The sequence below is a fragment of the Streptomyces asiaticus genome, assembly GCF_018138715.1.
GTDB lineage: Bacteria > Actinomycetota > Actinomycetes > Streptomycetales > Streptomycetaceae > Streptomyces > Streptomyces asiaticus.
The window spans coordinates 3,245,132-3,269,881 of record NZ_JAGSHX010000006.1 but is presented as its reverse complement, the minus strand read 5'-3'; the positions used below and the strand labels follow the sequence as shown (position 1 = coordinate 3,269,881).

The following is a 24,750-nucleotide window of genomic DNA, read 5'->3' as shown; positions in this document are numbered from 1 at the left end:
GCCGGGCCCCTCGAAACGTCACACCCTCAGAACGGCCACCCTCAGAACGGCCACCCTCAGAACGGCCACCCTCAGAACGGCACCCCGCACCGCAGCAGCACGTTCGCGTACGGCCGCGCCTCGCCCGTACGCACCACCAGCCGCGCCCCCGCCGTCAGCACCTTCAGCTCCTCGTGCGGGACCAGATCCAGCGCGGGAGCCGGGAAGAGGCGGTCGAGCAGGGCGGTCGCCCCGGGGTTGTGGTCGCGCACCTCGCGCGCCGCCGTGGCCCCTTCGACCACCAGCTCGTCCAGCAGCCCGGTGAGCACCCGCTCGAAGGACGGCACCCCGGCCGTGAAGGCGAGGTCCACCACGAACGGCCCGTCCGGTATCGGCAGGCCCGCGTCGCACACCATCACCGTGTCGGTGTGGCCCAACAGGGCGATGCCCGCGCTCAGATGGCGGTTGAGGATCCCGGACCGCTTCACAGGCCCGCCACCTCCTCGGCGCTCGGGAAGGACGCCTGCGCCCCGGCGCGGGTCACCGCGGCCGCGCCCACGCGCACCGCGAACCGCACCGCCGTCACCAGGTCGTCGCCGACGCCGAGGCGCCAGGCGAGCGCGCCGGTGAAGGCGTCCCCGGCGCCCGTGGTGTCCACGGCCGTCACCGCGGGGCTGGGCACGAGCACCGTACGGTCGCCGTCGGCGACCAGCGCGCCCTCGCCGCCCAGGGTCACCACGACCGAGCGCGGACCGCGCGAGAGCAGGGCGTCGGCCCACTCCTCGGGGTCGTCGGAGGAGCCCACCTGATCGTCGCTCAGCAGGAACCGCGCCTCGTGCTCGTTGACCACCAGGGGGTCACAGACGGCCAGCACATCGGTGGGCAGCGGCGCGACCGGCGAGGGGTTGAGCACCACCCGCGGCCCGGGGCGGCCGCCGAAGCCCGCGGCCGCCGTACGGACCACCTCGGCGACCGACTCGAGGGGGATCTCCAGCTGCACCGAGACCACCCGCGCCGCGGCCAGCAGGCTCGCCGCGGCCCGGACGTCGCCGGGGGTCAGCCGGGCGTTGGCCCCCTGGGAGACCACGATGCTGTTGTCGCCCGAGGGGTCCACCGTGATCAGCGCGACCCCGGTGGGCGCGCCGCCGACCAGCACGCCCACCGTGTCGACCCCGGCCGACCGCTGCGCGTCCAGCAGCAGCCGGCCGTAGTCGTCGTCGCCGACCCGGGCCAGCAGGGCCGTCCGGGCCCCCAGCCGGGCGGCGGCGACGGCCTGGTTGGCGCCCTTGCCACCCGGGTGGACCACCAGGTCGGACCCGAGGACCGTCTCCCCGGCCCCGGGGCGGCGGTCGACTCCGATCACCAGATCGGCATTGGCCGACCCCACGACCAGCAGGTCGTAGTCGTGCATCCGCACGTCCTTTCGTTTGTCACTTCGCAGTGACGACCTTCACCGGCACCTTCACCGTGCCGTCGATCTTCTGCCCCTTGGCGGCCTTGACGGCGTTTTCCACCACCATCCGGCCCAACTCCTTCGGCTGCTGGGCGACGGTCGCGGCGAGGGTGCCGTTCTCGACGGCCTTGAGCCCGTCCGGGGTGCCGTCGAAGCCGACGACCGCGACGGACTTGCCCGCCTTGGGCCCGAGGGCCTTGACCGCGCCGAGCGCCATCTCGTCGTTCTCGGCGAAGATCCCGTCGATGCCCGGGTGGCCCTGGAGCAGATTGGTGGTCACATCCAGTCCCTTGGCCCGGTCGAAGTCGGCGCTCTGCTTGCCGACGACCTTGATGTCCGGGTACGCCTTGAGGCCCTCCGCGAAGCCCTTACCGCGCTCACGCGAGGCCGAGGTGCCGGGGGTGCCCTGGAGCACCAGGATCGTGCCCTTCTTTCCGAGCCGCTCGGCGAGCGTCTTCGCGGCCAGCTTGCCGCCCGTGATGTTGTCGGAGGCCACCAGGGTCGAGATCTTCGCCTTGTTGACGCCGCGGTCGGCGGCGAGCACCGGGATGCCCGCCTTGTCGGCGGCCCGGACGGACGGGCCCGCGGCATCGGAGTCGACCGGGTTGATGATGATCGACTTCATGTTCTGGCTGGTGAAGTTCTGGATCTGATTGGCCTGCTGGGAGGCGTCGTTCTGGGCGTCGGTGACCGTAAGGCTGATCCCGGCGCGCTTGGCCTCCTCCTGGGCGCCCGCCTTCAGCTGCACGAAGAAGGGGTTGTTCAGGGTGGAGACCGAAAGACCGACCTTGGTGGCCGCGCCCCCGGAGGAGCCGGAGCGCCAGACGGAGGCGCCGAGGGCGATGGCGGCGACGACCACGGCGGCCAGCGCGAACTTGCCCGCGTTGACGGCCTTCTTACGGCCGCCACCGGACGGTCCGCCCGCCGCGGCCCCGGGCGCGCCCGGTCCGGCCCCGGCGCGCCGGCGCACCGTGTCCAGCAGCACCGCGAGCGCGATGACGACGCCGATGACGACCTGCTGCCAGAAGGCGGACACCTCCAGCAGGTTGAGCCCGTTGCGCAGCACCGCGAGGATCAGCGCGCCGATGAGCGTGCCGGACGCCTTACCGACGCCACCGGACAGGCTCGCGCCGCCGATGACCACCGCGGCGATCGCGTCGAGCTCGTAGCCGACCGCCGCCTGGGGCTGCGCGGAGGACAGCCGGGAGGCGAGCACGATGCCCGCGACGGCCGCGAAACCGCCGGAGAGCGCGTAGACGACCAGCTTCTGACGGGTCACCCGGATCCCGGAGAGCCGGGCCGCCTCCTCGTTGCCGCCGATCGCGTACATCGCCCGGCCCGGGTACGTACGGCCGAGCACACCCGCGGTGATCAGGCCCATCACGACCATCACGATCACCGGCACCGGCAGCCAGCCGCCCAGGGTGTCGCCGAGTCCTGACACCGAGTCGGGCACGGCTATCGGGCTGCCCTGGGAGATCACCAGGGCCAGGCCACGGCCGATCGACAGCATCGCGAGCGTGGCGATGAACGGCGGCAGCTTCCCGAAGGAGACCAGCGCCCCGCTGACCAGACCGCAGGCGACACCGGTGGTGAGCGCCAGGAGCGCCGCGAACCAGACCGGCAGCCCCTGGGAGCTCGCGGACCAGGCGAGCACGGTGGCGGACAGCGCGGCCACCGAGCCGACCGAGAGGTCGATGCCCGCGGAGACGATGACGAAGGTGACGCCGAAGGCGAGGATCGCGGTGACCGCCGCCTGGACGCCGACGTTGAGGAGATTGTCGGTGGTGAGGAAGTCGCCGGACAGCAGCGCCATGGCGGCCACCAGCAGCACCAGGGCGCTCAGCGCGCCGTTGTCGAGCAGCACGCGGCGCAGCGCCGTCGGGCCCCCGGGGGCCTTCGTGGCGTCAATCGTGTCAGTGGCCACGGGAGCCCTCCTTTTCCTTGCCGCCGACCCCTTCGTCGGCGTCCTTGACGTCCTTCACTGCCAGGGCCATCACGGCGTCCTGGGTCGCTTCCCGCGCGGTCAGCTCGCCCGCGATCCGGCCCTGGGCCATGACCAGGACCCGGTCGCTCATCCCCAGCACCTCGGGCAGGTCGCTGGAGATCATCAGCACGGCGTGGCCGGACGCGGTGAGTTCGTTGATGAGCTGGTAGATCTCGACCTTGGCGCCCACGTCGATGCCGCGGGTCGGCTCGTCGAGGATCAGCACCTTGCTGTCGGCGAGCAGCCACTTGCCGATGACGACCTTCTGCTGGTTGCCGCCGGAGAGGGTGCGCACCCGCTGGTCGAGACCGGCCATCCGGACGGTCAGCCGCTCGGCGACACCGGCCGCCGAGCGCCGCTGGGCGGCCCGGTCGACCAGCCCGGCGCGGGTGGCGGCGCGCAGTGTGACCAGGCCCAGGTTCTCCTGCACGGAGCCGTCCAGGACCAGTCCCTGGCCCTTGCGGTCCTCGGGGACGAGGCCGATCCCGGCCCGCATGGCGGCCACCACGTCATGGCCGGGCAGCGGGCGGCCGAGCACCTCGACGGAGCCGGAGTCGTACGGGTCGGCGCCGAACAGCGCCCGGACGACCTCCGTACGGCCCGCGCCGACCAGCCCGGCCAGGCCCACCACCTCGCCGGCCCGCACCTCGAAGCCGATGTCCTGGAAGCTGCCGTTCCGGCTGAGCCCCCGGACCTTCAGCAGCGGCTCACCGGCGTCCCCGCGCTCGCGCGGGTACTGCTGCTCGATGGAGCGGCCCACCATCAGCCGCACCAGCTCGTCCTGGTCGGTGCTTGCCGGGACCTGGGTGACGCTGCGGCCGTCGCGCAGCACGGTGACCCGGTCGCCCAGGGCGGCGATCTCCTCCAGGTGGTGGGTGATGAAGACGACTCCCACACCGTCCGCGCGCAGGGTGCGCACGATCCGGAAGAGCTTGTCGACCTCTTCCGTGGTGAGCACGGCGGTCGGCTCGTCCATGATCAGGACGCGGGCCTCCAGGCTCAGCGCCTTGGCGATCTCCACCATCTGGAGCCGGGCGATGCCGAGGTCGCGGACGCGGGTCCGGGGCGAGACGTCCACCCCGACGCGGGCCAGCAACTCGGCGGCCCGCGCGTCCATGGCCTTGCGGTCGATCATGCCGAAGCGGCGCGGCTGACGGCCCAGGAAGATGTTCTCGGCCACGGTCAGGTCCGGGACGAGGTTGAACTCCTGGTAGATGGTGGCGATCCCGAGCCGCTCGGCGTCCTGCGCGCTGTTGATCCGCACCGGTTCGCCGTCGACCAGGATCCGCCCGCCGTCGGGGCGGTGGGCGCCGGAGACCATTTTGATCAGCGTGGACTTGCCCGCGCCGTTCTCGCCCAGGAGGACGTGCACTTCGCCCCGGCGCAGATCGAAGTCCACCCCGTCCAGCGCCACCACCCCGGGGAAGGTCTTACGGACCCCCTCCATGCGCAGCAGCTCCGCCCCGGAGACCGGGGTTGACGCGCTGTCGCGGGAGGGCGTGGACGTGGCGGACGGGGCGCCCGGGGGCGTGGGGTCCGCGTTCTGTGCCGCCGACGTGCCCGCGTCGGCGGGGCCGGGGGAGGACCGCTCGGACTCGGCACTCATGGTTTGCTCCCTTCGGGCTCGCCGCACGAGCGGCGGGTGACCAGACGGGCGGACAGGGTCACCGACTCGGCGGGCCGCCCCTCGACGAGATCGATCAGCGCCGTCACGGCGGCACGGCCGAGCGCCCCGGTCGGCTGGGCGATGGCGGTGATCGGCGGATCGGTGTGGACGAACCAGGGGATGTCGTCGAACGCGGCGAGCGCCACGTCGTCCGGCACCCGCAGGCCCCGCGCGCGGATCTCGTCCATCGCGCCGAGCGCCATCAGGTTGTCCGCGGCGAAGATCGCGTCCGGGGGGTGCGGCAGATCGAGGAAGCGGGCGGTCACCCGGCGGCCGCTGTCCGCCTGGAAGTCGCCCTGGCCGATGTGGTCCTCGCGCAGCTCCAGGCCGGACTCGCGCAGCGCGGAGCGGAAGGCGTCCACCCGCTCGCGGCCGGTCGTGGTGGCCGCCGGGCCCGCGATGATGGCGACCCGGCGGTGGCCGAGGGCGCACAGATGGGCCACCAGAGCGCGGATGGCTCCCCGCCCGTCGGTGCGGATCACCGGCACCCGGTCCAGGCCCGCGCCCTCGATCCAGCGGTCGACGAAGACCATGGGGGTGCCGGCGCGGGCGGCGGCCAGCATCATCGGGGAGCCGCCGTCGGTGGGGCTGACCAGCAGTCCGTCTATGCGGCGGTCCATGAGGGTACGCACATGGTGGTCCTGGAGGTCGGGCCGCTCGTCGGCGTTGCCGATGACCACGCTGTAGTCCAGCTCGCGGGCGGCGTCCTCGACCGAACGGGCCAGCTCGGTGAAGAACGGATTCAGCACGTCGCTGATGACCAGCCCCAGGGTCCGGGTCTGGTCGGTGCGCAGCGAGCGGGCCACCGCGTTGGGGCGATAGCCGAGGTCGGCGACCGCGGCGAGCACCCGTTCGCGGGTGTCCGCGCGGACGGAGGGGTGGTCATTGAGCACCCGTGAGACCGTCGCCACGGAGACCCCGGCACACCGCGCCACATCCTTGATGGCCGGCATCGTCCACCTCCTTGTGGAATCGATTACATGAGATTGGAATCGATTACATGGAAGGAGGCAAGGGGGCGGCCCCCGGTGAAACCGGATCGTGATATTCCGCGACCGGACACATCCCCGCGCTCCTTCCCCACGGGCGCTGTCCACAGGCCCGAACCGCCTGTCGGCTCCCGGCGGTACGGTCGGGGCATGCTCAAACTCGCGGTGGTGGAAGGGGTCCTGGAGCGGATCACCTACGCCAATGAGGAGAACGGCTACACGGTCGCGCGGGTCGACACCGGCCGTGGCTCCGGCGATCTGCTCACTGTCGTCGGCTCGCTGCTGGGCGCCCAGCCGGGCGAGTCGCTGCGGATGGAGGGCCGCTGGGGTTCCCATCCGCAATATGGCAAACAGTTCACGGTCGAGAACTACCAGACCGTTCTCCCCGCCACCGTCCAGGGCATCCGGCGCTATCTCGGCTCCGGGCTGATCAAGGGCATCGGCCCCCGGATCGCCGACCGCATCACCGAGCACTTCGGCGTCGACACCCTCGACGTCATCGAACAGGAGCCCAAGCGGCTGGTCGAGGTCCCCGGCCTCGGCCCCAAGCGCACCAAGATGATCGCCGCCGCCTGGGAGGAGCAGAAGGCCATCAAGGAGGTGATGGTCTTCCTCCAGGGGGTCGGCGTCTCCACCTCCATCGCGGTGCGGATCTACAAGAAGTACGGCGACGCCTCGATTTCGGTCGTGAAGAACGAGCCGTACCGGCTGGCGGCCGACGTCTGGGGCATCGGCTTTCTCACCGCCGACAAGATCGCCCAGTCGGTCGGCATCCCCCATGACAGCCCCGACCGGGTGAAGGCCGGTCTTCAGTACGCGCTGTCCCAGTCCGCCGACCAGGGCCACTGCTATCTCCCCGAGGAGCAACTCATCGCGGACGCGGTCAAGCTGCTCCAGGTGGACACCGGCCTGGTCATCGACTGCCTGGGCGAGCTCGCGGCCGAGGACGAGGGCGTGGTGCGCGAGCCGGTCCCGGGCCCGGAGGGCGGCGAGCCGGTCTCCGCCGTCTATCTGGTGCCCTTCCACCGCGCCGAGATCTCCCTCGCGGGCCAGGTGCTGCGGCTGCTGCGCACCGAGGAGGACCGGCTGCCCGCCTTCCGGGGCGTGGACTGGGACAAGGCGCTGGGCTGGCTGGCCGGCCGCACCGGCGCCGATCTGGCGCCCGAGCAGAGCGAGGCGGTGCGGCTCGCGCTGACCGAGAAGGTCGCGGTGCTCACCGGCGGGCCGGGCTGCGGCAAGTCCTTCACCGTGCGGTCCGTGGTGGAGCTGGCCCGCGCCAAGAAGGCCAAGGTGGTGCTCGCGGCGCCCACCGGCCGGGCCGCCAAGCGGCTGTCCGAGCTGACCGGCGCCGAGGCGTCCACCGTCCACCGCCTGCTGGAGCTCAAGCCTGGCGGGGACGCGGCGTACGACAGGGACCGCCCGCTCGACGCGGATCTGGTGGTGGTCGACGAGGCGTCCATGCTCGATCTGCTGCTGGCCAACAAGCTGGCCAAGGCCGTCCCGCCCGGTGCCCATCTGCTCTTCGTCGGCGATGTGGACCAGCTGCCCAGCGTGGGCGCAGGGGAGGTGCTGCGCGATCTGCTGGCCCCCGGCAGCCCCGTCCCCGCGGTGCGGCTGACCCGGATCTTCCGCCAGGCCCAGCAGTCCGGGGTGGTCACCAACGCCCACCGGATCAACGAGGGGGTGCCGCCGGTCACCCAGGGCCTGTCGGACTTCTTCCTCTTCGTGGAGGACGACACCGAGGAGGCCGGGCGGCTCACGGTCGATGTCGCGGCCCGCCGCATCCCCGCGAAGTTCGGCCTCGACCCCCGCCGTGACGTGCAGGTTCTGGCCCCGATGCACCGCGGCCCGGCGGGCGCCGGCACGCTCAACGGACTGCTTCAGCAGGCCATCACCCCGGCCCGCCCGGACCTCCCGGAGCGCCGCTTCGGCGGCCGGGTCTTCCGCGTCGGCGACAAGGTGACCCAGATCCGCAACAATTACGAGAAAGGGGCCAACGGGGTCTTCAACGGCACGGTTGGCGTCGTCACCTCACTCGACACCGATGAGCAGCGGCTGACCGTGCGGACGGACGAGGACGAGGAGGTACCGTACGACTTCGACGAGCTGGACGAGCTGGCTCATGCCTATGCGGTGACCATCCACCGGTCACAGGGCAGTGAGTACCCGGCCGTCGTGATCCCGGTGACCACCGGGGCCTGGATGATGTTGCAGCGCAACCTCCTGTACACGGCCGTGACCCGTGCCAAGCGCCTTGTGGTGCTGGTCGGCTCGCGCCGCGCGCTGGGGCAGGCGGTGCGCACCGTCTCGGCGGGCAGGCGCTGCACCGCGCTGGATCACCGACTCGGCGGCGATGTGACAGTCGAGCGTGTCAGATGGGTTTCCGAACGATGACGAACGGGGCAGGATGGCCGTGAAGGCGGCACTGAGTGCCGCCAAAAGGCTCTTCGGCCGACCCCGAGTGCACATTCGCTACCCGAGTAGGGGAAGGTGGGGGGAGTCAGGGCACCTCGAAGAAGAGAACCAGACGTCGGTGAGGGATGACGTGAGCGACAACTCTGTAGTACTGCGGTACGGGGACGGCGAGTACACCTACCCGGTGGTCGACAGCACCGTCGGCGACAAGGGCTTTGATATCGGCAAGCTGCGCGCCCAGACCGGTCTGGTGACCCTGGACTCCGGTTACGGCAACACCGCCGCGTACAAATCCGCGATCACCTATCTGGACGGTGAGCAGGGCATCCTGCGTTACCGCGGCTACCCCATCGAGCAGCTGGCGGAGCGCGCCTCCTTCCTGGAGACGGCCTTCCTGCTGATCAACGGGGAGCTGCCGACCGTCGATGAACTGGCGGCATTCCGTGGGGACATCACCCGCCACACGCTGCTCCACGAGGACGTCAAGCGGTTCTATGACGGTTTCCCGCGTGACGCCCACCCGATGGCGATGCTGTCCTCCGTGGTCAGCGCGCTGTCGACCTTCTACCAGGACAGCCACAACCCCTTCGACGAGAAGCAGCGCAACCTCTCGACGACCCGGTTGCTGGCCAAGCTGCCGACCATTGCCGCGTATGCGTACAAGAAGTCGGTCGGCCACCCCTTTGTCTACCCGCGTAATGACCTCGGCTATGTCGAGAACTTCCTCCGGATGACCTTCTCGGTCCCCGCGCAGGAGTACGACCTCGACCCGACCGTGGTCTCCGCGCTCGACAAGCTGCTGATTCTGCACGCCGACCACGAGCAGAACTGTTCGACCTCCACGGTCCGGCTGGTCGGCTCCTCGCAGGCCAATATGTTCGCCTCCATCTCGGCGGGCATCAACGCCCTGTGGGGCCCCCTGCACGGCGGCGCCAACCAGTCCGTGCTGGAGATGCTCGAGGGCATCCAGGCTTCGGGCGGCGACGTCGACACCTTCATCCGCAAGGTGAAGAACAAGGAAGACGGCGTGAAGCTCATGGGCTTCGGGCACCGCGTCTACAAGAACTTCGACCCCCGGGCGAAGATCATCAAGTCGGCGGCGCACGATGTCCTCTCCGCGCTCGGCAAGTCCGACGAGCTGCTCGACATCGCGCTCAAGCTGGAGGAGCACGCGCTCGCGGACGACTACTTCGTGGAGCGCAAGCTCTACCCGAACGTGGACTTCTACACCGGTCTGATCTACCGGGCGATGGGCTTCCCGACGGAGATGTTCACCGTGCTGTTCGCGCTCGGCCGGCTGCCGGGCTGGATCGCCCAGTGGCACGAGATGATCAAAGAGCCGGGCTCCCGCATCGGCCGCCCCCGCCAGATCTACACGGGTGTGGTCGAGCGCGACTTCGTCCCGGTCGAGGAGCGCTAGAGCAACCGTTGCGCCCCGGGTGCCCCCGCCCTGCTCGGGTCGGGGGCACTCGTATGACCTGGGCCGGGCGCCGTAGAGCTTCTGGCGCTTGGGTCTTCCGGCGAGTGAGCCGAAGGGGCGCGTCGCTGTCGTAAGGGAGAGCGCGCGCAGGGAGCGAGGAACGAGCGACTGAGCACGGTCGACCGTCGACAGGGGGCACCTCCCAGCGGTAGCTGGGGGAGACTGAGGCGCCCCGGAGGCGAACCGAGCCTCAAAAAGAAGGTGCCAGAAGCGCCCCGCTGCCGATCCCCCCACGGGTCGGAGCGGGGCGCTTCCCTTGCCCCGGAGCGGATTCCCCCCACGGGATCCGGCCGGGCGTCTACGGGCCCTTGCGGGCCGTATGGTGACGCGATCTGCCGGGACGGGTACCTACGGGAGGGCCGCTCAAAGCTCCCCGAGTACGTCGTCCCGGCTACGCGTAGCAGGATCCGTCCCCCAAGACGTATCCCCACCGTCCCATTAGACTCGCGACCCCCCTCGATGGTTACGTTGGGTTGTGTGTGATCTGCGTCTCTTGCCATAAGGGCCATAAAAGGGCAAGAGCCTCGATTTGAAGATCGAGGCTCTGTCGTATGGGTGTTGTGCGGCTTATGGGGACTTGGTGAATCTATGGAGATGCTGTGAAGGTCCGCAGTCGCAGGCTGTTCGTCACCACGAACACGGACGAGAACGCCATCGCCGCTCCCGCGATCATCGGGTTCAGCAGTCCGGCCGCCGCGAGCGGCAGCGCGGCGACGTTGTAGCCGAAGGCCCAGAAGAGATTGCCCTTGATGGTGCCGAGGGTCCTGCGCGCCAGCCGGATCGCGTCCGCCGCCACCCGCAGATCGCCCCGGACCAAGGTCAGATCCCCGGATTCAATGGCCGCGTCCGTGCCCGTGCCCATCGCGAGCCCGAGGTCGGCGGTGGCCAGGGCGGCCGCGTCGTTGACCCCGTCGCCCACCATGGCGACCGTACGGCCCTCGTCCCGCAGCCGCTTCACCACGTCCACCTTGTCCTGCGGCAGCACCTCGGCGATGACGTCGTCGATGCCGACCTCGCGGGCCACCGCCTCGGCGACCAGCCGGTTGTCGCCGGTCAGCAGGATCGGGGTGAGGCCGAGCGCCCGCAGCTGGGCGACCGCCTCGGCGCTGGTCTCCTTGACGGCGTCGGCCACCAGGAGGACGCCGCGCGCCGCGCCGTCCCAGGCCACCGCGACCGCCGTCTGGCCTTCCGACTCGGCCGCGGCCTTGGCGGCCGCCAGGTCCTCGGGCAGCTCGATGGCCCAGGCGCCGAGCAGCTTCTCGCGGCCGACCAGCACCGCGTGGCCGTCCACCGTGCCCTGGACGCCGAGGCCGGGCTCGGAGCGGAAGTCGGCGGGCGCCGGGAGGTCGCCGATCCGCTCGGCCGCGCCGTCCGCGATGGCCCGCGCGATCGGGTGCTCCGAGGCGTGCTCCAGGGCGCCCGCGAGCCGCAGCAGCTCCCGCTCGTCCACTCCGGGCGCCGTGACGGCACCACGCAGCCGCATCTGCCCGGCCGTCACCGTGCCGGTCTTGTCCAGGACGACGGTGTCCACCCGGCGGGTGGACTCCAGCACCTCGGGCCCCTTGATCAGGATGCCCAGCTGGGCGCCGCGGCCGGTGCCGACCATGAGCGCGGTCGGGGTGGCCAGGCCCAGGGCGCAGGGGCAGGCGATGATCAGGACGGCGACGGCCGCGGTGAAGGCGGCGGCCGCGTCGCCCGTGGTGAGCAGCCAGCCCAGTAGGGTGCCGACGGCGATCAGCAACACGATCGGTACGAAGATCCCCGAGACCCGGTCGGCGAGCCGCTGCACCTCGGCCTTGCCGTTCTGCGCGTCCTCGACCAGCTTGGCCATACGGGACAGCTGGGTGTCCGCACCGACCCGGGTGGCCTCGACCACGATCCGGCCCGACGCGTTGACGGTCGCGCCCGCCACCGCGTCGCCGACCCCCACGTCCACGGGCACCGACTCGCCGGTCAGCATCGAGGCGTCCACGGCGGAGGAGCCCTCGACCACCGTGCCGTCGGTGGCGATCTTCTCGCCGGGGCGCGCCACGAAGCGGTCGCCGACGGCCAGCTCGCCGACGGGGATCCGTACCTCCTTGCCTCCGCGCAGCACGGCCACGTCCTTGGCGCCGAGCTCAAGCAGCGCGCGCAGCGCCGCGCCCGCCCGCCGCTTGGACTTCGCCTCCAGGTAGCGGCCGAGGAGGATCAGCGCGGTCACTCCGGCCGCCGCCTCCAGGTAGATCGAGGACGATCCGTCGGTGCGGGAGACGGTGAGGTCGAAGCCGTGCCGCATACCGGGCATGCCCGCGTGGCCGAAGAACAGCGCCCATGCGGACCAGCCGAGGGCCGCCAGGGTGCCGATGGAGACGAGGGTGTCCATGGTGGCCGCGCCGTGCCGGGCGTTCGTCCAGGCGGCCTTGTGGAAGGGCGCGCCGCCCCAGACGACGACCGGCGCGGCGAGGGTGAGCGAGAGCCACTGCCAGTTGTCGAACTGGAGGGACGGCACCATCGCCAGCACCACGACGGGCAGGGACAGCGCGAGGGAGACGAGCATGCGGTGGCGCAGGGAGTCCGGCGCGGCCTCGCCGCGCGGGTCGGCCTCCGGTGCGGCGGCGCCCTCGGGGGTGCGGGGCTCGGGCACGGCGGGGCGCGGTTCCTCGGCGGTGTACCCGGTTTTGACGACGGTGGCGATCAGGTCGGCGACCTCGATCCCCGCGCCGTAGGACACCTTGGCCTTCTCGGTGGCGAAGTTCACCGTGGCGGTGACGCCGTCGAGGCGGTTGAGCTTCTTCTCGACACGGGCGGCGCAGGACGCACAGGTCATTCCGCCGATGGCGAGCTCGACCTGCGAGGGCCCGTCGGCCGTCGCCGTGGTGTCGGCGGCGGACCCGGCGGGGGGTGCCGTGCTGGTCATGTCTGGTCTCCTGGGAGGAGGGCCGGGCCGTGCGGCGACTGTATGAGCAGGGCGGCACGGTCCGGCGGGGGTTTGGTAGGGGCTCGCTCAGGCCCGGCCGGCGAGCTCGTAGCCCGCCTCGTCCACGGCGGCGCGGACGGTCTCGTCGTCCAGCGGGGCGGCCGAGACCACGGTGACCTGGCCGGTGGAGGCCACGGCCTTGACGGAGGTGACGCCGTCGAGGGCGCCGACCTCCTCCGTGACGGCGCCTTCGCAGTGGCCGCAGGTCATACCCGTCACCTTGTAGACGGTGGTGACTGCCTCGGAGCTCATGGGGTTCTCCTGTGTGGGGTGAGCGTGACGGTCGGTGCGCAGGAGGCACCGGAATGCCTCAGCGTCTCCTGGCAATCCCCACTCTATACCCCTAGGGGGTATGGATGGAAGCCGGTGGTGCGCCGGTCGCTGACGGGTGCGGTGCGCCCGCGCGCACCCCTCCGCGGGCCGGAGCGGGGGAGGGACGTGCGACGAGGTGTGGTCCGGGGTCAGGGCTGGGCGGGGACTCCCTCGGTGCCCAGCGCCGGGGCGAGATAGCCGTACAGGGCGGATTTCAACTCCGCTACGTACGCGTCCCGTTCCGCGCCCTCATGGCCGAGGATCAGTCCCAGCCCGGCCTTGAACAGGGCGAACGCCATGTTCGCGGTCTGGGTGCGGCGCTCGGGGGAGAGGTCGGGGCTGCGGGCGCCGATCAGTTCGCTGATGCGGTCCTGGATCGAGTCGTGCAGGGTGGCGTGCTCCTCGAGGAAGTGGCCCGGGGCGTCGGAGGACTGGAGCAGGGTCAGGAAGGCGGGGTTCGCGCAGTTGAACTCGATCATCGGATCGAGGACCGCGTCGAGCAGTTCGCGCAGTGGCAGCGCGGCGTTCTCGAGGGTGAAGGCCACCCCGTGGGTTTCCAGCATCCGGCGGTTGAGGCGCTCGCCGAGCTCGACGGCGATGGCCTCCTTGTTCGGGAAGAACTGGTACAGCGTGCCGGGGGAGACCCCGGCCTCGCGGGCGATGGCGTTGGTGCTCGCCGAGGTGTAGCCGGTGCGGCAGAAGACGCTGGCGGCGGCGTCGAGCAGCTGCTGGATCCGGCGCTCGCCGCGCGCCTGTCTGCGGCGCGGCTTCGCCGTCTCGTCGGACTGGTCCGCCTTGCTCTCGCTCACCTGTTTTCCCCGGCTCTCCGTGTTCGATTGACAAACACGAGCGCCCGCTCGCATTCTTGAGAAACGCGAGCGGTCGCTCGTGTTTACCGTCCATGGTAATCAGCGACCCGTGCTGCCTACGGACATGTGGTGGCGGCATGGGGCACAGGTGAAGGGGACACCGCGCCATGACCGATGTCAACCGCCCACCCGAGGACCGGATCGGAGGGTGGACCCGCCTGGTCACGGCGCGTCCTCGGCTGTCTCTGCTGATCGCTTTGATCTTCACCGCGCTGGCCGTCGTAGCCGGGAGTGGGGTCGCCGACCGGATGGGAAGCGGCGGCTGGGAGGACCCCGCGTCCGAGTCCGCGTATGCCACCAAGGCGCTCGAGAAGCGCTTCCCCGCCTCGCAACCCAATCTGATCCTGCTCGTCGACAGCGGTAAGAAGGCCGTGGACGATCCGGCCGTCGCCGCCGAGGCCCGGGCACTGGCCAAGAAGCTCTCGGGCGAGAAGGCGGTCACCGGGGTCACCTCGTACTGGACCACCGGCGCGCCCTCGCTGCGGGCCCGTGACCGGGGCGAGGCGATCATCGCCGCGCGGATCCTGGGCGATGAGTCGGCCGCGGGCAAGGCGCTGGAGCGCATAGCGCCCCACTACCGGGGTGCCCACGGCCCGGTCGAGGTGCGGGTCGGCGGGATGGTCGCGGTCCGCCATGAGCTCCAGTCCACCATCCAGGAGGATCTGCTGCGGGCCGAGATGATCGCCCTGCCCATCACCCTGGTGCTGCTCGTGATGGTCTTCGGCAGCGCCGTGGCCGCCCTGCTGCCGCTCGGAGTCGGCATCATCGCGATCCTCGGCACCGACGCGGTGCTGCGCGGGCTCACCGAGTTCACCGATGTCTCGGTCTTCGCGCAGAACCTGACCACCGCGCTCGGCCTCGGACTCGCCATCGACTATGCCCTGTTCATCGTCCGTCGCTTCCGCGAGGAGCTGGGCCGGGGCGCGGAGAAGCTGCCCGCCGTCGCGGCCACGCTGCGCACCGCCGGGCGCACCGTCCTCTTCTCGGCGCTGACCGTCGCCGCGTCGCTCGCCGCCATGCTGGTCTTCCCGCAGTACTTCCTGCGCTCCTTCGCCTATGCCGGGATCGCGGTGGTGCTGATCGCCGCCACCGCCGCCCTGGTGGTCCTGCCCGCGGCGCTCATCCTCCTGGGCGACCGGGTCAACGCACTGGATCTCACCCGGCTGCTGCGCCGCGGCCGCCCGGCCCGGGGCGGTGAGCCCGGGGCGGGGTGGGCGCGGCTCGCCCGGCTGGTGATGCGGCGCGCCCCGGTGTTCGCGCTGGCCACCGTCGCCGGTCTGGTCGCGCTGGGACTGCCGTTCCTGAGGGTGGAGTTCGGCACCGCGGACGACCGTCAGCTGCCGTCGAGCGCCGAGTCCCATGTGGTGCAGCAGCACATCCGGGAGGGGTTCCCCGGCGGTCCCGGGGGCGCGGTGGAGGTCCTCGCGGAGGGCGGCTCCATCGGCACCAAGGCCCTCGCCGACTACAGCGCCAAGGTCTCCGCCCTCCCCCAGGTGCTGCGGGTGGACAGCCCGGCGGGCCGGTTCGCCGACGGGCGGCGGGTGGCCGAGCCGGGGCCGGCGGAGGCGGCGCGGCTGTCGGATGGCTCGGCGGAGATCACCGTGCAGCCCAAGGGGGAGGCCGTGGACACCGCCAGCCAGGACCTGGTGCGGACGATCCGCGCCCAGGAGCCGTCGTTCACCACCTCGGCGACCGGCACCGCCGCCGTCCTGGTGGACACCAAGGACTCCATAGCCGACCGGCTGCCCTGGGCCGCGGCCATCATCGTCGCCGTCACCCTGCTGCTGGTCTTCCTGCTCACCGGAAGCGTGCTGATACCGATTCAGGCCGTGCTGCTCAACGCGCTCAGTCTGACCGCGATGTTCGGCGCGGTGGTGTGGGTCTTCCAGGACGGGCATCTGTCCGGCCCGCTCGCCTTCACCACCTCCGGCGATATCGAGACCACCCTGCCCGTCCTGATGTTCTGCGTCGCCTTCGGGCTCTCCATGGACTACGGGGTCTTCCTGCTCTCCCGGATCAAGGAGGAGTACGACCGCACCGGGGACCATCAGGCGGCGGTGGAGTTCGGACTGCGGCGCACCGGCGGACTGATCACGGCGGCGGCGCTGATCCTCGCCGTGGTGATGGTGGGCATCGGCACCTCGCGGGTCACCAACACCAAGATGCTGGGGCTGGGCATCGCCCTGGCCGTGCTGATGGACGCGATGGTGGTGCGCGGGCTGCTGGTGCCGGCGGTGATGAAGCTGACCGGCCGGGCCACCTGGTGGGCCCCGGGCCCGCTGCGGCGGCTGCACACCCGGTTCGGGCTGAGCGAGGGGGAGTCCACGGATGCCGCCACCGGCGGCGAGGCCGATGGTCGCCGGTGCGGCGGCAAGGGTGGGCCTCACGGCAAGGGCGGGCCTCACGGTGAGGACAAGGCGCACGGCGAGGACGGGGCTCACGGTGAGGACAAGGTGCACGACGAGGACGGGGTTCGGGGAGAGGGGGAGAAGGCGCGGGACCGGGACCGGGTGAGTACGGGCCGCTGACGGCTCAGGCGGACGTGGCGGCACCGCTAGTCCTTGCCGTCACGCCGGGCGCGGCGGTTGCCGGGTCTGCGGACCACCCAGGAGCGGATCGTATCCGCGTACCAATACGGTTTGCCGCCCTCCACATGATCGGGGGGCGGCAGCAGACCGTGCTTGCGATAGGACCGTACGGTGTCGGTCTGCACACCGATATGCGCGGCGATCTCCTTGTACGACCACAGCCTCCGGTCGGTCATCTCTTATGCCCTTCCGCAGGGCGTCGCGGTCACGGCCCGGTGGGGCCGTCGGGGGAGCCACGGCGCGCCTGCTCACATTCCATCAGCCTGTGCCCGGTCAACGACGCTGAGTGAAGGGGGCCCGGGGCTGTTGAACAGCTGTGACGGAGGCGTGTGGAGATGTGACCGCTGTGACGCACGGGTGACGCACCGGACGAGACCCGGACGCCATGACCACAGCGGGCCGGCCGTGAGGTCACGGCCGGCCCGCTGGGCGTCAGCTGGAGACAAGGCGTCAGCTGGAGACGGGGCGTCAGCTGTAGAGGGCGGGGCGCTCGATCATCTCGACCGCCGTGCGCTGCCCCGTGGCCTGGGCCCGGACCCCCGCCTCGCTGACGGCGGTCGCGGCATAGCCGTCCCAGGTGCTGGGGCCCTCGACCTCGCCGCGCCGGGTGGCGTTGACCCAGCTCTGCACCTCGCGGTCGTACGCCTCCTCGAAGCGGGCCACGAAGTCGGGGGCGATCTCCCCGCCCCAGGTGCCGGGCCGGTTGACCAGCATCCCGTGGGCATCGCCGACGCGGGCGGTGCCCCGCTCGCAGACCGCCTCCGCCTGCACCTGGTAGCCGAAGCCGCAGGTGGCGAAGATCTCCACATTGACGATCGCCCCGCCGGTGGTCTCGAAGACCACCAGCTGGGGGTCGCTGAGCGGTTCGGGCGACAGTGAGCTGGGGGTCGGCTTGAGCACGGTGACCGCGGCGATCTCCTGCTCCAGCAGCCAGCGCGACTGGTCCATCTCATGCACCACCGAGTCGGTGATCATCATCTCGTTGGTGAAGTACGAGTGCACCGAGGCATTGCGGTGGCGGCAGTGCAGCAGCAGCGGGCGGCCCAGCTCACCCCCGGCCAGCAGCGCCTTGAGCTTCATGAACTCGGTGTCGTAGCGGCGCATGAAGCCCACCTGCACCCGGCGGTGGCCCAGCCGCTGCTCGGCCTCCAGCACCCGCAGCGCGGACGCGGAGTCCGGGGTGAGCGGCTTCTCGCACAGCACCGGCAGATCGCGCTCGAAAGCGCTGAGCAGCGCGGCCTCGTGCGCGGGCCCCGGCGAGGCGATCAGCACCGCGTCCACGCCGGGCGCGGCCATCGCGGCGGCCGGGTCGGTGAACGCCTGACAGCCGTCGGCGGTGTCGGCGACCGCCTTGGCCCGCGCCTCGTCGATGTCGACCACGGCGGCCACCCGGGCGCCGCTGATCACGTCGTTGATGCGGCGGACATGGTCGGCGCCCATCTTGCCGGTCCCGATGACGGCGACCCCGAGCGTTCCCTGCTGGGTCATAAACTGCTCTCTCTTCTCTCTCTGCTCTCTGGACGGTTCGAAGGCCCGTGGGGGCGAAGGCCCGTGGAGCCAAGGCCCGTGGGGCGAAGGCCCGAGTGGGCGAAGGCCCGTGGGGGCGGAAAGGGAGGGGTCAGGCGCCGCAGGAGCGCAGGAAGCGCCGGGTGCGCTCGGCGATGGGGAAGGGCTGGCCGGGCGGGCAGGGGTACATGTCCTGCTCGACGATGGCGAACAGATCCACATCCAGGTTCTGGGCCGCGGTCAGGACCGGACCCAGCTCCGGAATGCCGTTCGGCGGTTCGCACATCACACCACGCTGGACGGCGGGGCCGAACGGCACCCCGTTCTTCACCACATCGGCGAGGATCTCCGGGTCGACCTGCTTGAGGTGGAGATAGCCGATGCGCTCGCCGTAGGTCTCGATCAGCTTGACGCTGTCGCCGCCGCAGTAGGCGTAGTGGCCCGTATCCAGGCAGAGGTTGACCAGGTCTGCGTCGGTGGCGTCCAGGAAGCGGGCCACGTTCTCCTCGGTGTCGATATGGGTGTCGGCATGCGGGTGGACGACGATGTCGAGTCCGAAGCGCTCCCGCACCTCACGGCCGAGCCGCTCCATCCCGGTGGACAGATGGCGCCACTGCTCGGCGGTGAGCTTCGGGGGTTCGATCAGCTCGGCGGTCTTGTCGTCCCGCCAGAAGGAGGGGATGACCACGAGGTGCTTGGCGTTCATCGCCCGGGTCAGCTCGGCGACCTGGGAGACATGCTCCCAGGTGGCGTCCCAGACCTCGGGGCCGCGGTGCAGCGAGGTGAAGACGGTGCCCGCGGAGACCGTGAGACCGCGCCGGCCGGTCTCCTCGGTGAGCCGGGCCGGGTCCGTGGGCAGATAGCCGTACGGACCCAGCTCGATCCACTCGTAACCGGCCTCGGTGACCTCGTCGAGGAAGCGCTGCCAGGGGACCTGCTGATCGTCGTCGGGGAACCACACCCCCCAGGAGTCGGGGGCCGAGCCGACCCGGATGCGGTCCAGGGCGGGTACGGGGGAGGCGTCGGCAGTCATGGCAGAGGGTCTCCTCGGTGTGCTGGGGTGCCCGCGTCGTACTGTTTTGGGCAGCTTCACCGGCCGGGCGGGCGGCCGTCAAGGCTTCGTCAGGACATTCGGACGTCTTGTCAGGGAAAAGGGAGGGAAGACGTCGGAAGGATGGCGTCCGTCAGGTGGTGTCCGTCAGGAGGAAGGAGCGGTCACCTCCTCCGGCAGCTCGTCCACATCGACCCCGCGGACCTGGGCCAGCTCATGCTTGAGCGCGGCCAGTTCGGTACCGCCGGCCATATGGTTGGTGAGCTCTTCGAGGCTGACGTCCTCGCGCGCCGCGTTCAGCTCCAGGGCGCCGAGCCGGAGCACCGCGAAGTGGTCGCCGACCATATAGGCGTGGTGCGGGTTGTGGGTGATGAAGATGACGCCGAGCCCGCGCTCGCGCGCCGCCGCGATGTACTTGAGCACCACACCGGACTGCTTGACGCCGAGCGCCGCGGTCGGCTCGTCCAGGATCAGCACCCGGGCGCCGAAGTGGACCGCCCGGGCGATGGCCACGGACTGCCGCTGGCCGCCGGAGAGGGTGCCGATGGGCTGCTCCAGGTTGTCGAGGTGGATGCCCATGGCGGACAGCTCCTCGCCGGTGATCTGCTTCATCCGCTGGATGTCCAGCCGGCGCACCGGCCAGGGGCCGCGGGTCAGCTCGGAGCCGAGGAAGAAGTTCCGCCACACCGGCATCAGCGGCACGGTGGCCAGGTCCTGGTAGACGGTGGCGATGCCCAGGTTCAGGGCGTCGCGCGGAGTGTTCAGCCGCACCGGCTTCCCGTCCACGAGGTATTCGCCCTCGTCATGCTGGTGCAGCCCCGAGATGATCTTGATCAGGGTGGACTTGCCGGCGCCGTTGTCGCCGAGCACACAGGTCACCCGGCCCGGCCGGACGGCCAGGTCGATGCCCTCCAGGGCGCGGATGTTCCCGTAGAGCTTGCCCACGCCCCGCAGCCGGATCACCGGCTCCTCGTCCGGCGCGGGAGCCTGTGCGGCGCTGTCCTTGGTGACGTTCGTTGCCATTCCGATCACCTCCTGGCGGCCTGACGGCGCACCCACAGATTGACGAGGGTCGCGAGCAGCAGCATCACGCCGACGAAGAACTTGAACCAGTCGGGGTTCCAGTTGGCGTAGACGATGCCCTGGTTGACCATGCCGAAGATGAAGGCGCCGAGGACCGCGCCGATCGCGGAGCCATAGCCGCCGGTGAGCAGGCAGCCGCCGATCACGGCCGCGATGATGTAGTAGAACTCGTTGCCCACGCCCTCGCCGGCCTGCACGGTGTTGTACTCGAAGAGCAGATGCATGCCCACGAACCAGGCCGCGAAGCCCACCGTCATAAAGAGGGCGATCTTGGTGAGGTTCACGGGTACGCCCACGGCCCGGGCGCTCTCCTTCGAGCCACCGGCCGCGAAGATCCAGTTGCCGAACTTGGTGCGCAGCAGCACCCAGGTGGCGATGGCGGCGAAGAGCAGCCACCACAGCACGGTGATCTTCACATCGACGCCGAAGATGGCGATCTCGGAGGCGAAGAGCGACTTGGCCTGGTCGAAGCCGTCCATGTCGCTGATGGTGTCGGTGGCGACATTGCCGGTCAGCAGCTTGGTGATGGCCAGGTTGGCGCCCTGGAGCATCAGGAAGCTGGCGAGGCTGACCAGGAAGCTGGGCAGCCCGGTCTTGATCAGCAGCAGTCCGTTGATCAGCCCCACGGTGAGCGAGACCAGCAGGGCGACGAGCACACCCACCCAGACATTGGTGGTGAGCTGGAAGCTGAGCATGCTCGCGGCCAGCGCCGAGGAGGTGACGGCGACTCCGGCCGACAGGTCGAACTCGCCACCGATCATCAGCAGGGAGACGGCGAGCGCCATGATGCCCATGGTGGACGCCTGGTAGAGGACGGTGGCGAAGGAGTCGGCCTGCCGGAAGGTGGGGGCCACGGCGAAGAAGAAGAGATAGACGCCGACGGCCGCGACCAGCGCCCCGATCTCGGGGCGGGCCAGCGCCCGCCGGGCCAGTGAGCGCTCGGCGGTGCGGCTCTTGGGCGGGACCGCGGGGGAGGCCGGCGGTGTCGCTGCCGCCGGGGTGGCGGTATGGGTCATGACCGGCTCACCGTGTTCCCTTCTGGGCGAACTTGGCGATGGTGTCCACGTTGTCCTTGGTGACGAACGCGGGCCCGGTCAGCACCGGCTGCTCGCCGCCGCCGCTGAAGTTGCCGTTGTTCTTGTAGAGCCACAGGGAGTCGATGGACAGATAGCCCTGGAGATACGGCTGCTGGTCGACGGCGAACTGGACATCGCCGCTCTGCACGGCCGAGACCAGGTCCTTGTTGAGGTCGAAGGTGGCCACCTTGGCCTTGTCGCCCGCGTCCTTCGCGGACTGCACGGCGGTCAGGGCGAACGGGGCGCCCAGGGTGACGACATAGTCGATGCTCGAATCCTGCTTGAGCTTCGCGGAGATCGTCGACTTGACCGACGGCATATCGGTTCCGTTGACGTACAGGATGTCGGTCTTGCCCTTGAAGGTCTTCTTCACACCCGCGCAGCGGGCCTCGAGGGCGACATGACCCTGCTCCTGGATCACACAGATGTCGTGCTTGGCGCCGACCTCGTTGAGGTGCTTGCCGAACGCCTGGCCCGCGATGTTCTCGTCCTGGCCGAAGTACTCCAGCAGACCCATGTCCTTCCACTGGTCGAGTCCGGCGTTGAAGGCGACGACCGGGATCCCGGCCTTCTTCGCCTTGGCTATCGCGCCCTTCATGGCGTCGGGCTTGGCGAGGGTGACGGCGATGCCGTCGACCTTCTGGTTGATCGCGTTCTGGATCAGGTTGGCCTGGTCGGCTCCGTTGGGGTTGCTGGAGTAGACGAGGTCGACGTTGTCCTTGGCCGCGGCGGCCTTGGCGCCCTTGCGCACCGTGTCCCAGAAGGTGTCGCCCGGGGCCGCGTGAGTGATCATCGCGATCCGCATCCGCGGGGTGTCGGCCTTCCCGGCCGCGAGGCCGGCGTCGGCTTCCTGGGCCTTCTTGCCACCTTGACTGCTGCACCCCGCCGCCAGGAGGGCGGCTGCGGTGGCGAGTGCGGCGAGGCCCGCTCTGCGGTGTCGATTGAGTCTGAGGTCCATCCGTTCCAGCACCTCTCAAAGCCAGGTCCGTCGAATCAGCACGGCCGTTGCAGAACGGGAGCCTCTCCCCGTGGGGGGCCACTGTCAAGACTTTGTCATGACAACATTTCATCCGGACGTAACGAGGCGGTAACGCGCCCCGTGGATCCGGATGATGACGTCCGTATGTAAGGACAAAGTCTTGACAGTGGGCGGGGCGCACGTCTAGACCTGAAGGGCCGGGGTGGATCCCGGAGTTCTGAGCACCAGACCCTGAGCTGCGTCTTTCCCGAAGGGGCAGGCATGAGTGAGCCGTACGACCTGATCACGATGGGCCGCATCGGAGTGGACCTCTATCCACTCCAGACCGGTGTGCCGCTGCCGCAGGTTGAATCGTTCGGAAAGTTTCTCGGCGGCTCGGCGACCAATGTCGCGGTCTCCGCGGCCCGCCTCGGCCGCCGCTCCGCGGTGATCAGCCGCACCGGGGCGGATCCGTTCGGCGATTACATCCACCAGGAGCTGCGGGCCTTCGGGGTGGAGGACCGCTTCGTCACCCCCGTCGAGGAGTACCCCACCCCGATCACCTTCTGCGAGATCTTCCCGCCGGACGACTTCCCGCTGTACTTCTACCGCCGCCCCAAGGCGCCCGATCTGGAGATCCACGCCGATGAGCTGGACCTCGACGCCATCCGCGCCGCCCGGATCTTCTGGATGACCGGCACCGGGCTCAGCGAGGAGCCCAGCCGCACCAGCACCCTCGCCGCGCTCGCCGCCCGCGCCAAGAGCGGCACCACCGTCTTCGACCTCGACTGGCGGCCGATGTTCTGGGCCGACCCGGAGACCGCCCGCCCCTTCTACGCCGAGGCGCTGCGCCACGCCACCGTCGCCGTCGGCAACGTGGACGAGTGCGAGATCGCCACGGGTGCGCGCGAGCCCAAGGCGTGCGCGCAGGCGCTGCTGGACGCGGGGGTGGAGATCGCCGTCGTCAAACAGGGTCCGCGCGGGGTGCTCGCCGTGCACCGCGACGGCACCACCGCGGAGGTCCCGCCGGTCCCGGTCGAGGTGGTCAACGGGCTGGGCGCGGGCGACGCGTTCGGCGGCGCCCTGTGCCACGGGCTGCTCTCGGACTGGCCCCTGGAGCGCGTCATGCGGTACGCCAACGCGGCGGGCGCCATCGTCGCGTCCCGCCTCGCCTGCTCCTCCGCGATGCCCACCGAAGCGGAGGTCGAGGCTCTGCTGGCGGGGGACTGACCCCGGAGCCCAGTGGTGTGGCCGCTGGGTGCCCATCGTTACGGGGCGTCCCGTCCGACCGGCTGGGGGTACCTCCCAGCGGTAGCTGGGGGCGAGCCGAAGGGGCGCGTCGCTGTCGAAAGGGAGAGCGCGCGCAGGGAGCGAGGGCTCCGATCGATATGCGGCTCCGCCGCGTGGGCGACCGAGCACGGTCGACCGTCGACAGCGACTGGAGCGCCCCGGAGGCGAACCGAGCCTCGAAAAAGAGAGGAAAAACCCTTGAGCATCAGCATTTCGGACCTCGTGACGGTGCGCAGCCGCCATCCGGAGGCCATCGCCGAGGCGGCCGCCCGCCGGGTCCGCCGCCCCCTCATCGGGGACAGCGGCCGTCTGATGATCGTGGCCGCCGATCACCCGGCGCGCGGCGCCCTCGCCGTCGGTGGCCACAAGCTGGCCATGGCCAACCGGGGCGATCTGCTGGAGCGGCTGTGTGTGGCGCTGTCCCGGCCCGGGGTCGACGGGGTGCTCGCCACCGCCGACATCCTCGAGGACCTGCTGCTGCTCGGCGCCCTCGACGGCAAGGTCGTCATGGGCTCGATGAACCGCGGCGGCCTCGCCGGGGCCTCGTTCGAGCTCGACGACCGGTTCACCGGACACCGCCCCCAGGACATCGAGCGCCTCCGCTTCGACGCCGGCAAGCTGCTGCTGCGCATCGACTACGAGGACGCCGGTTCGCTGACCACCATGGTCACCACGGCCCGCGCCATCGACGACATGGCGGAGCGGCGGCTGCCCGTCTTCGTCGAGCCGTTCATCTCCCGGCGGACCGGCGGAAAGGTCGTCAACGACCTGTCCGCCGAGGCCGTCACCAAGTCCATAGCCATCGCCTCCGGCCTCGCCGGAACCTCCGCCTACACCTGGCTGAAGGTGCCGGTCACCGACGACGCCGACGAGATGGCGGCGGTGATGGAGACGAGCACCCTTCCGGCGGTGTTGCTCGGCGGCGACGTGGGCAAGTCTCCGCAGGACCAGGAGGATGCGTACGAGAAGTGGCGCAAGGCGCTGGGCCTGCCCACCGTGCAGGGGCTGGTCGTCGGCCGCTCCCTGCTCTATCCGGCGGAGGGCAGTGTCGAGACCGCCGTGGACACCGCCGTCGGCCTGCTGTGACGCTGT

The 24,750-nt window shown here is 70.6% G+C and carries 19 protein-coding genes; 5 read left to right on the top strand and 14 right to left on the bottom strand.

Going from position 1 to position 24,750, the window contains the following annotated elements; translation table 11 throughout:
* Positions 1 to 71: 71 nt before the first annotated feature.
* From rbsD to KHP12_RS21040, 5 genes are all read right to left on the bottom strand, one after another.
* Positions 72 to 467 (bottom strand): D-ribose pyranase, encoded by a 396-nt coding sequence (rbsD, locus tag KHP12_RS21060; RefSeq protein WP_086881360.1) that lies wholly within the window; start codon positions 465 to 467, stop codon positions 72 to 74.
* The gene (rbsK, locus tag KHP12_RS21055; protein ID WP_211833448.1) at positions 464 to 1,390 is read right to left on the bottom strand and encodes a ribokinase; all 927 of its coding nucleotides are present in this window, start codon (positions 1,388 to 1,390) and stop codon (positions 464 to 466) included. The genes rbsD and rbsK overlap by 4 nt, the downstream gene beginning before the upstream one ends.
* Before the next feature lie 19 nt (positions 1,391 to 1,409).
* Complete coding sequence (locus KHP12_RS21050; RefSeq protein WP_211833447.1) at positions 1,410 to 3,359, bottom strand: ABC transporter permease/substrate-binding protein; 1,950 nt, start codon at positions 3,357 to 3,359, stop codon at positions 1,410 to 1,412.
* The gene (locus tag KHP12_RS21045) at positions 3,349 to 4,866 is read right to left on the bottom strand and encodes a sugar ABC transporter ATP-binding protein (protein ID WP_086881364.1); all 1,518 of its coding nucleotides are present in this window, start codon (positions 4,864 to 4,866) and stop codon (positions 3,349 to 3,351) included. Before KHP12_RS21045 ends, KHP12_RS21050 begins: the two co-directional genes overlap by 11 nt.
* A 155-nt stretch (positions 4,867 to 5,021) precedes the next feature.
* Positions 5,022 to 6,038, bottom strand: a complete 1,017-nt coding sequence (locus KHP12_RS21040) for a LacI family DNA-binding transcriptional regulator (RefSeq protein ID WP_037955133.1) — start codon at positions 6,036 to 6,038, stop codon at positions 5,022 to 5,024.
* Between the two features lie 186 nt (positions 6,039 to 6,224).
* Here KHP12_RS21040 and recD2 point away from each other — a divergent pair, with 186 nt between their 5' ends.
* Together recD2 and KHP12_RS21030 are read left to right on the top strand one after the other, a co-directional pair.
* Positions 6,225 to 8,468, top strand: a complete 2,244-nt coding sequence (gene recD2 / locus KHP12_RS21035; protein ID WP_086881357.1) for an SF1B family DNA helicase RecD2 — start codon at positions 6,225 to 6,227, stop codon at positions 8,466 to 8,468.
* A 151-nt stretch (positions 8,469 to 8,619) separates the two neighbouring features.
* Positions 8,620 to 9,909 (top strand): citrate synthase, encoded by a 1,290-nt coding sequence (locus KHP12_RS21030; RefSeq protein WP_086881356.1) that lies wholly within the window; start codon positions 8,620 to 8,622, stop codon positions 9,907 to 9,909.
* 646 nt (positions 9,910 to 10,555) lie between these two features.
* On the opposite strand, the gene KHP12_RS21025 is transcribed toward KHP12_RS21030, so the two are convergent.
* From KHP12_RS21025 to KHP12_RS21015, 3 genes are all read right to left on the bottom strand, one after another.
* The gene (locus KHP12_RS21025) at positions 10,556 to 12,865 is read right to left on the bottom strand and encodes a heavy metal translocating P-type ATPase (protein WP_086881355.1); all 2,310 of its coding nucleotides are present in this window, start codon (positions 12,863 to 12,865) and stop codon (positions 10,556 to 10,558) included.
* An 87-nt stretch (positions 12,866 to 12,952) separates the two neighbouring features.
* A complete protein-coding gene (locus tag KHP12_RS21020) occupies positions 12,953 to 13,219 on the bottom strand; it encodes a heavy-metal-associated domain-containing protein (RefSeq protein WP_086881363.1) in 267 nt (88 codons plus the stop codon).
* Between the two features lie 167 nt (positions 13,220 to 13,386).
* On the bottom strand, positions 13,387 to 14,046 hold the full coding sequence (locus tag KHP12_RS21015; protein ID WP_244202729.1) for a TetR/AcrR family transcriptional regulator: 660 nt from the start codon (positions 14,044 to 14,046) through the stop codon (positions 13,387 to 13,389).
* A gap of 167 nt (positions 14,047 to 14,213) precedes the next feature.
* Between KHP12_RS21015 and KHP12_RS21010 the strand changes: the two genes are divergently transcribed.
* Positions 14,214 to 16,634, top strand: a complete 2,421-nt coding sequence (locus KHP12_RS21010) for an MMPL family transporter (RefSeq protein WP_086881353.1) — start codon at positions 14,214 to 14,216, stop codon at positions 16,632 to 16,634.
* 26 nt (positions 16,635 to 16,660) lie between these two features.
* Here the strand turns inward: KHP12_RS21010 and KHP12_RS21005 are convergent, their stop codons facing one another.
* The 6 genes from KHP12_RS21005 to KHP12_RS20980 form a co-directional block, all read right to left on the bottom strand.
* A complete protein-coding gene (locus tag KHP12_RS21005) occupies positions 16,661 to 16,870 on the bottom strand; it encodes a helix-turn-helix transcriptional regulator (protein ID WP_020871200.1) in 210 nt (69 codons plus the stop codon).
* A 292-nt stretch (positions 16,871 to 17,162) separates the two neighbouring features.
* Positions 17,163 to 18,182 (bottom strand): Gfo/Idh/MocA family protein, encoded by a 1,020-nt coding sequence (locus tag KHP12_RS21000; RefSeq protein WP_020871201.1) that lies wholly within the window; start codon positions 18,180 to 18,182, stop codon positions 17,163 to 17,165.
* Between the two features lie 130 nt (positions 18,183 to 18,312).
* On the bottom strand, positions 18,313 to 19,233 hold the full coding sequence (locus KHP12_RS20995) for a sugar phosphate isomerase/epimerase family protein (protein ID WP_086881352.1): 921 nt from the start codon (positions 19,231 to 19,233) through the stop codon (positions 18,313 to 18,315).
* Between the two features lie 165 nt (positions 19,234 to 19,398).
* Complete coding sequence (locus KHP12_RS20990) at positions 19,399 to 20,274, bottom strand: ATP-binding cassette domain-containing protein (RefSeq protein ID WP_037955144.1); 876 nt, start codon at positions 20,272 to 20,274, stop codon at positions 19,399 to 19,401.
* A 5-nt stretch (positions 20,275 to 20,279) separates the two neighbouring features.
* On the bottom strand, positions 20,280 to 21,350 hold the full coding sequence (locus KHP12_RS20985) for an ABC transporter permease (protein ID WP_086881351.1): 1,071 nt from the start codon (positions 21,348 to 21,350) through the stop codon (positions 20,280 to 20,282).
* 7 nt (positions 21,351 to 21,357) lie between these two features.
* On the bottom strand, positions 21,358 to 22,368 hold the full coding sequence (locus tag KHP12_RS20980; RefSeq protein WP_086881362.1) for a substrate-binding domain-containing protein: 1,011 nt from the start codon (positions 22,366 to 22,368) through the stop codon (positions 21,358 to 21,360).
* Between the two features lie 282 nt (positions 22,369 to 22,650).
* On the opposite strand from KHP12_RS20980, the gene iolC reads away from it, so the two are divergent.
* Positions 22,651 to 23,598: a 5-dehydro-2-deoxygluconokinase gene (gene iolC, locus KHP12_RS20975; RefSeq protein WP_086881350.1), complete on the top strand. Its 948-nt coding sequence runs from the start codon at positions 22,651 to 22,653 to the stop codon at positions 23,596 to 23,598.
* 258 nt (positions 23,599 to 23,856) lie between these two features.
* The gene (locus KHP12_RS20970; RefSeq protein WP_086881349.1) at positions 23,857 to 24,744 is read left to right on the top strand and encodes a Cgl0159 family (beta/alpha)8-fold protein; all 888 of its coding nucleotides are present in this window, start codon (positions 23,857 to 23,859) and stop codon (positions 24,742 to 24,744) included.
* Positions 24,745 to 24,750 lie beyond the last annotated feature (6 nt).

Bases quoted from the DNA above. Each gene is read 5' to 3' on its own strand.
- rbsK (WP_211833448.1), bottom strand. From the start codon at position 1,390: ATGCACGACTACGACCTGCTGGTCGTGGGGTCGGCCAATGCCGATCTG.
- KHP12_RS21045 (WP_086881364.1), bottom strand. From the start codon at position 4,866: ATGGAGGGGGTCCGTAAGACCTTCCCCGGGGTGGTGGCGCTGGACGGG.
- KHP12_RS21040 (WP_037955133.1), bottom strand. From the start codon at position 6,038: ATGCCGGCCATCAAGGATGTGGCGCGGTGTGCCGGGGTCTCCGTGGCG.
- recD2 (WP_086881357.1), top strand. From the start codon at position 6,225: ATGCTCAAACTCGCGGTGGTGGAAGGGGTCCTGGAGCGGATCACCTAC.
- KHP12_RS21025 (WP_086881355.1), bottom strand. From the start codon at position 12,865: ATGACCAGCACGGCACCCCCCGCCGGGTCCGCCGCCGACACCACGGCG.
- KHP12_RS21010 (WP_086881353.1), top strand. From the start codon at position 14,214: ATGACCGATGTCAACCGCCCACCCGAGGACCGGATCGGAGGGTGGACC.
- KHP12_RS21005 (WP_020871200.1), bottom strand. From the start codon at position 16,870: ATGACCGACCGGAGGCTGTGGTCGTACAAGGAGATCGCCGCGCATATC.
- KHP12_RS21000 (WP_020871201.1), bottom strand. From the start codon at position 18,182: ATGACCCAGCAGGGAACGCTCGGGGTCGCCGTCATCGGGACCGGCAAG.
- KHP12_RS20995 (WP_086881352.1), bottom strand. From the start codon at position 19,233: ATGACTGCCGACGCCTCCCCCGTACCCGCCCTGGACCGCATCCGGGTC.
- KHP12_RS20990 (WP_037955144.1), bottom strand. From the start codon at position 20,274: ATGGCAACGAACGTCACCAAGGACAGCGCCGCACAGGCTCCCGCGCCG.
- KHP12_RS20985 (WP_086881351.1), bottom strand. From the start codon at position 21,350: ATGACCCATACCGCCACCCCGGCGGCAGCGACACCGCCGGCCTCCCCC.
- KHP12_RS20980 (WP_086881362.1), bottom strand. From the start codon at position 22,368: ATGGACCTCAGACTCAATCGACACCGCAGAGCGGGCCTCGCCGCACTC.
- iolC (WP_086881350.1), top strand. From the start codon at position 22,651: ATGAGTGAGCCGTACGACCTGATCACGATGGGCCGCATCGGAGTGGAC.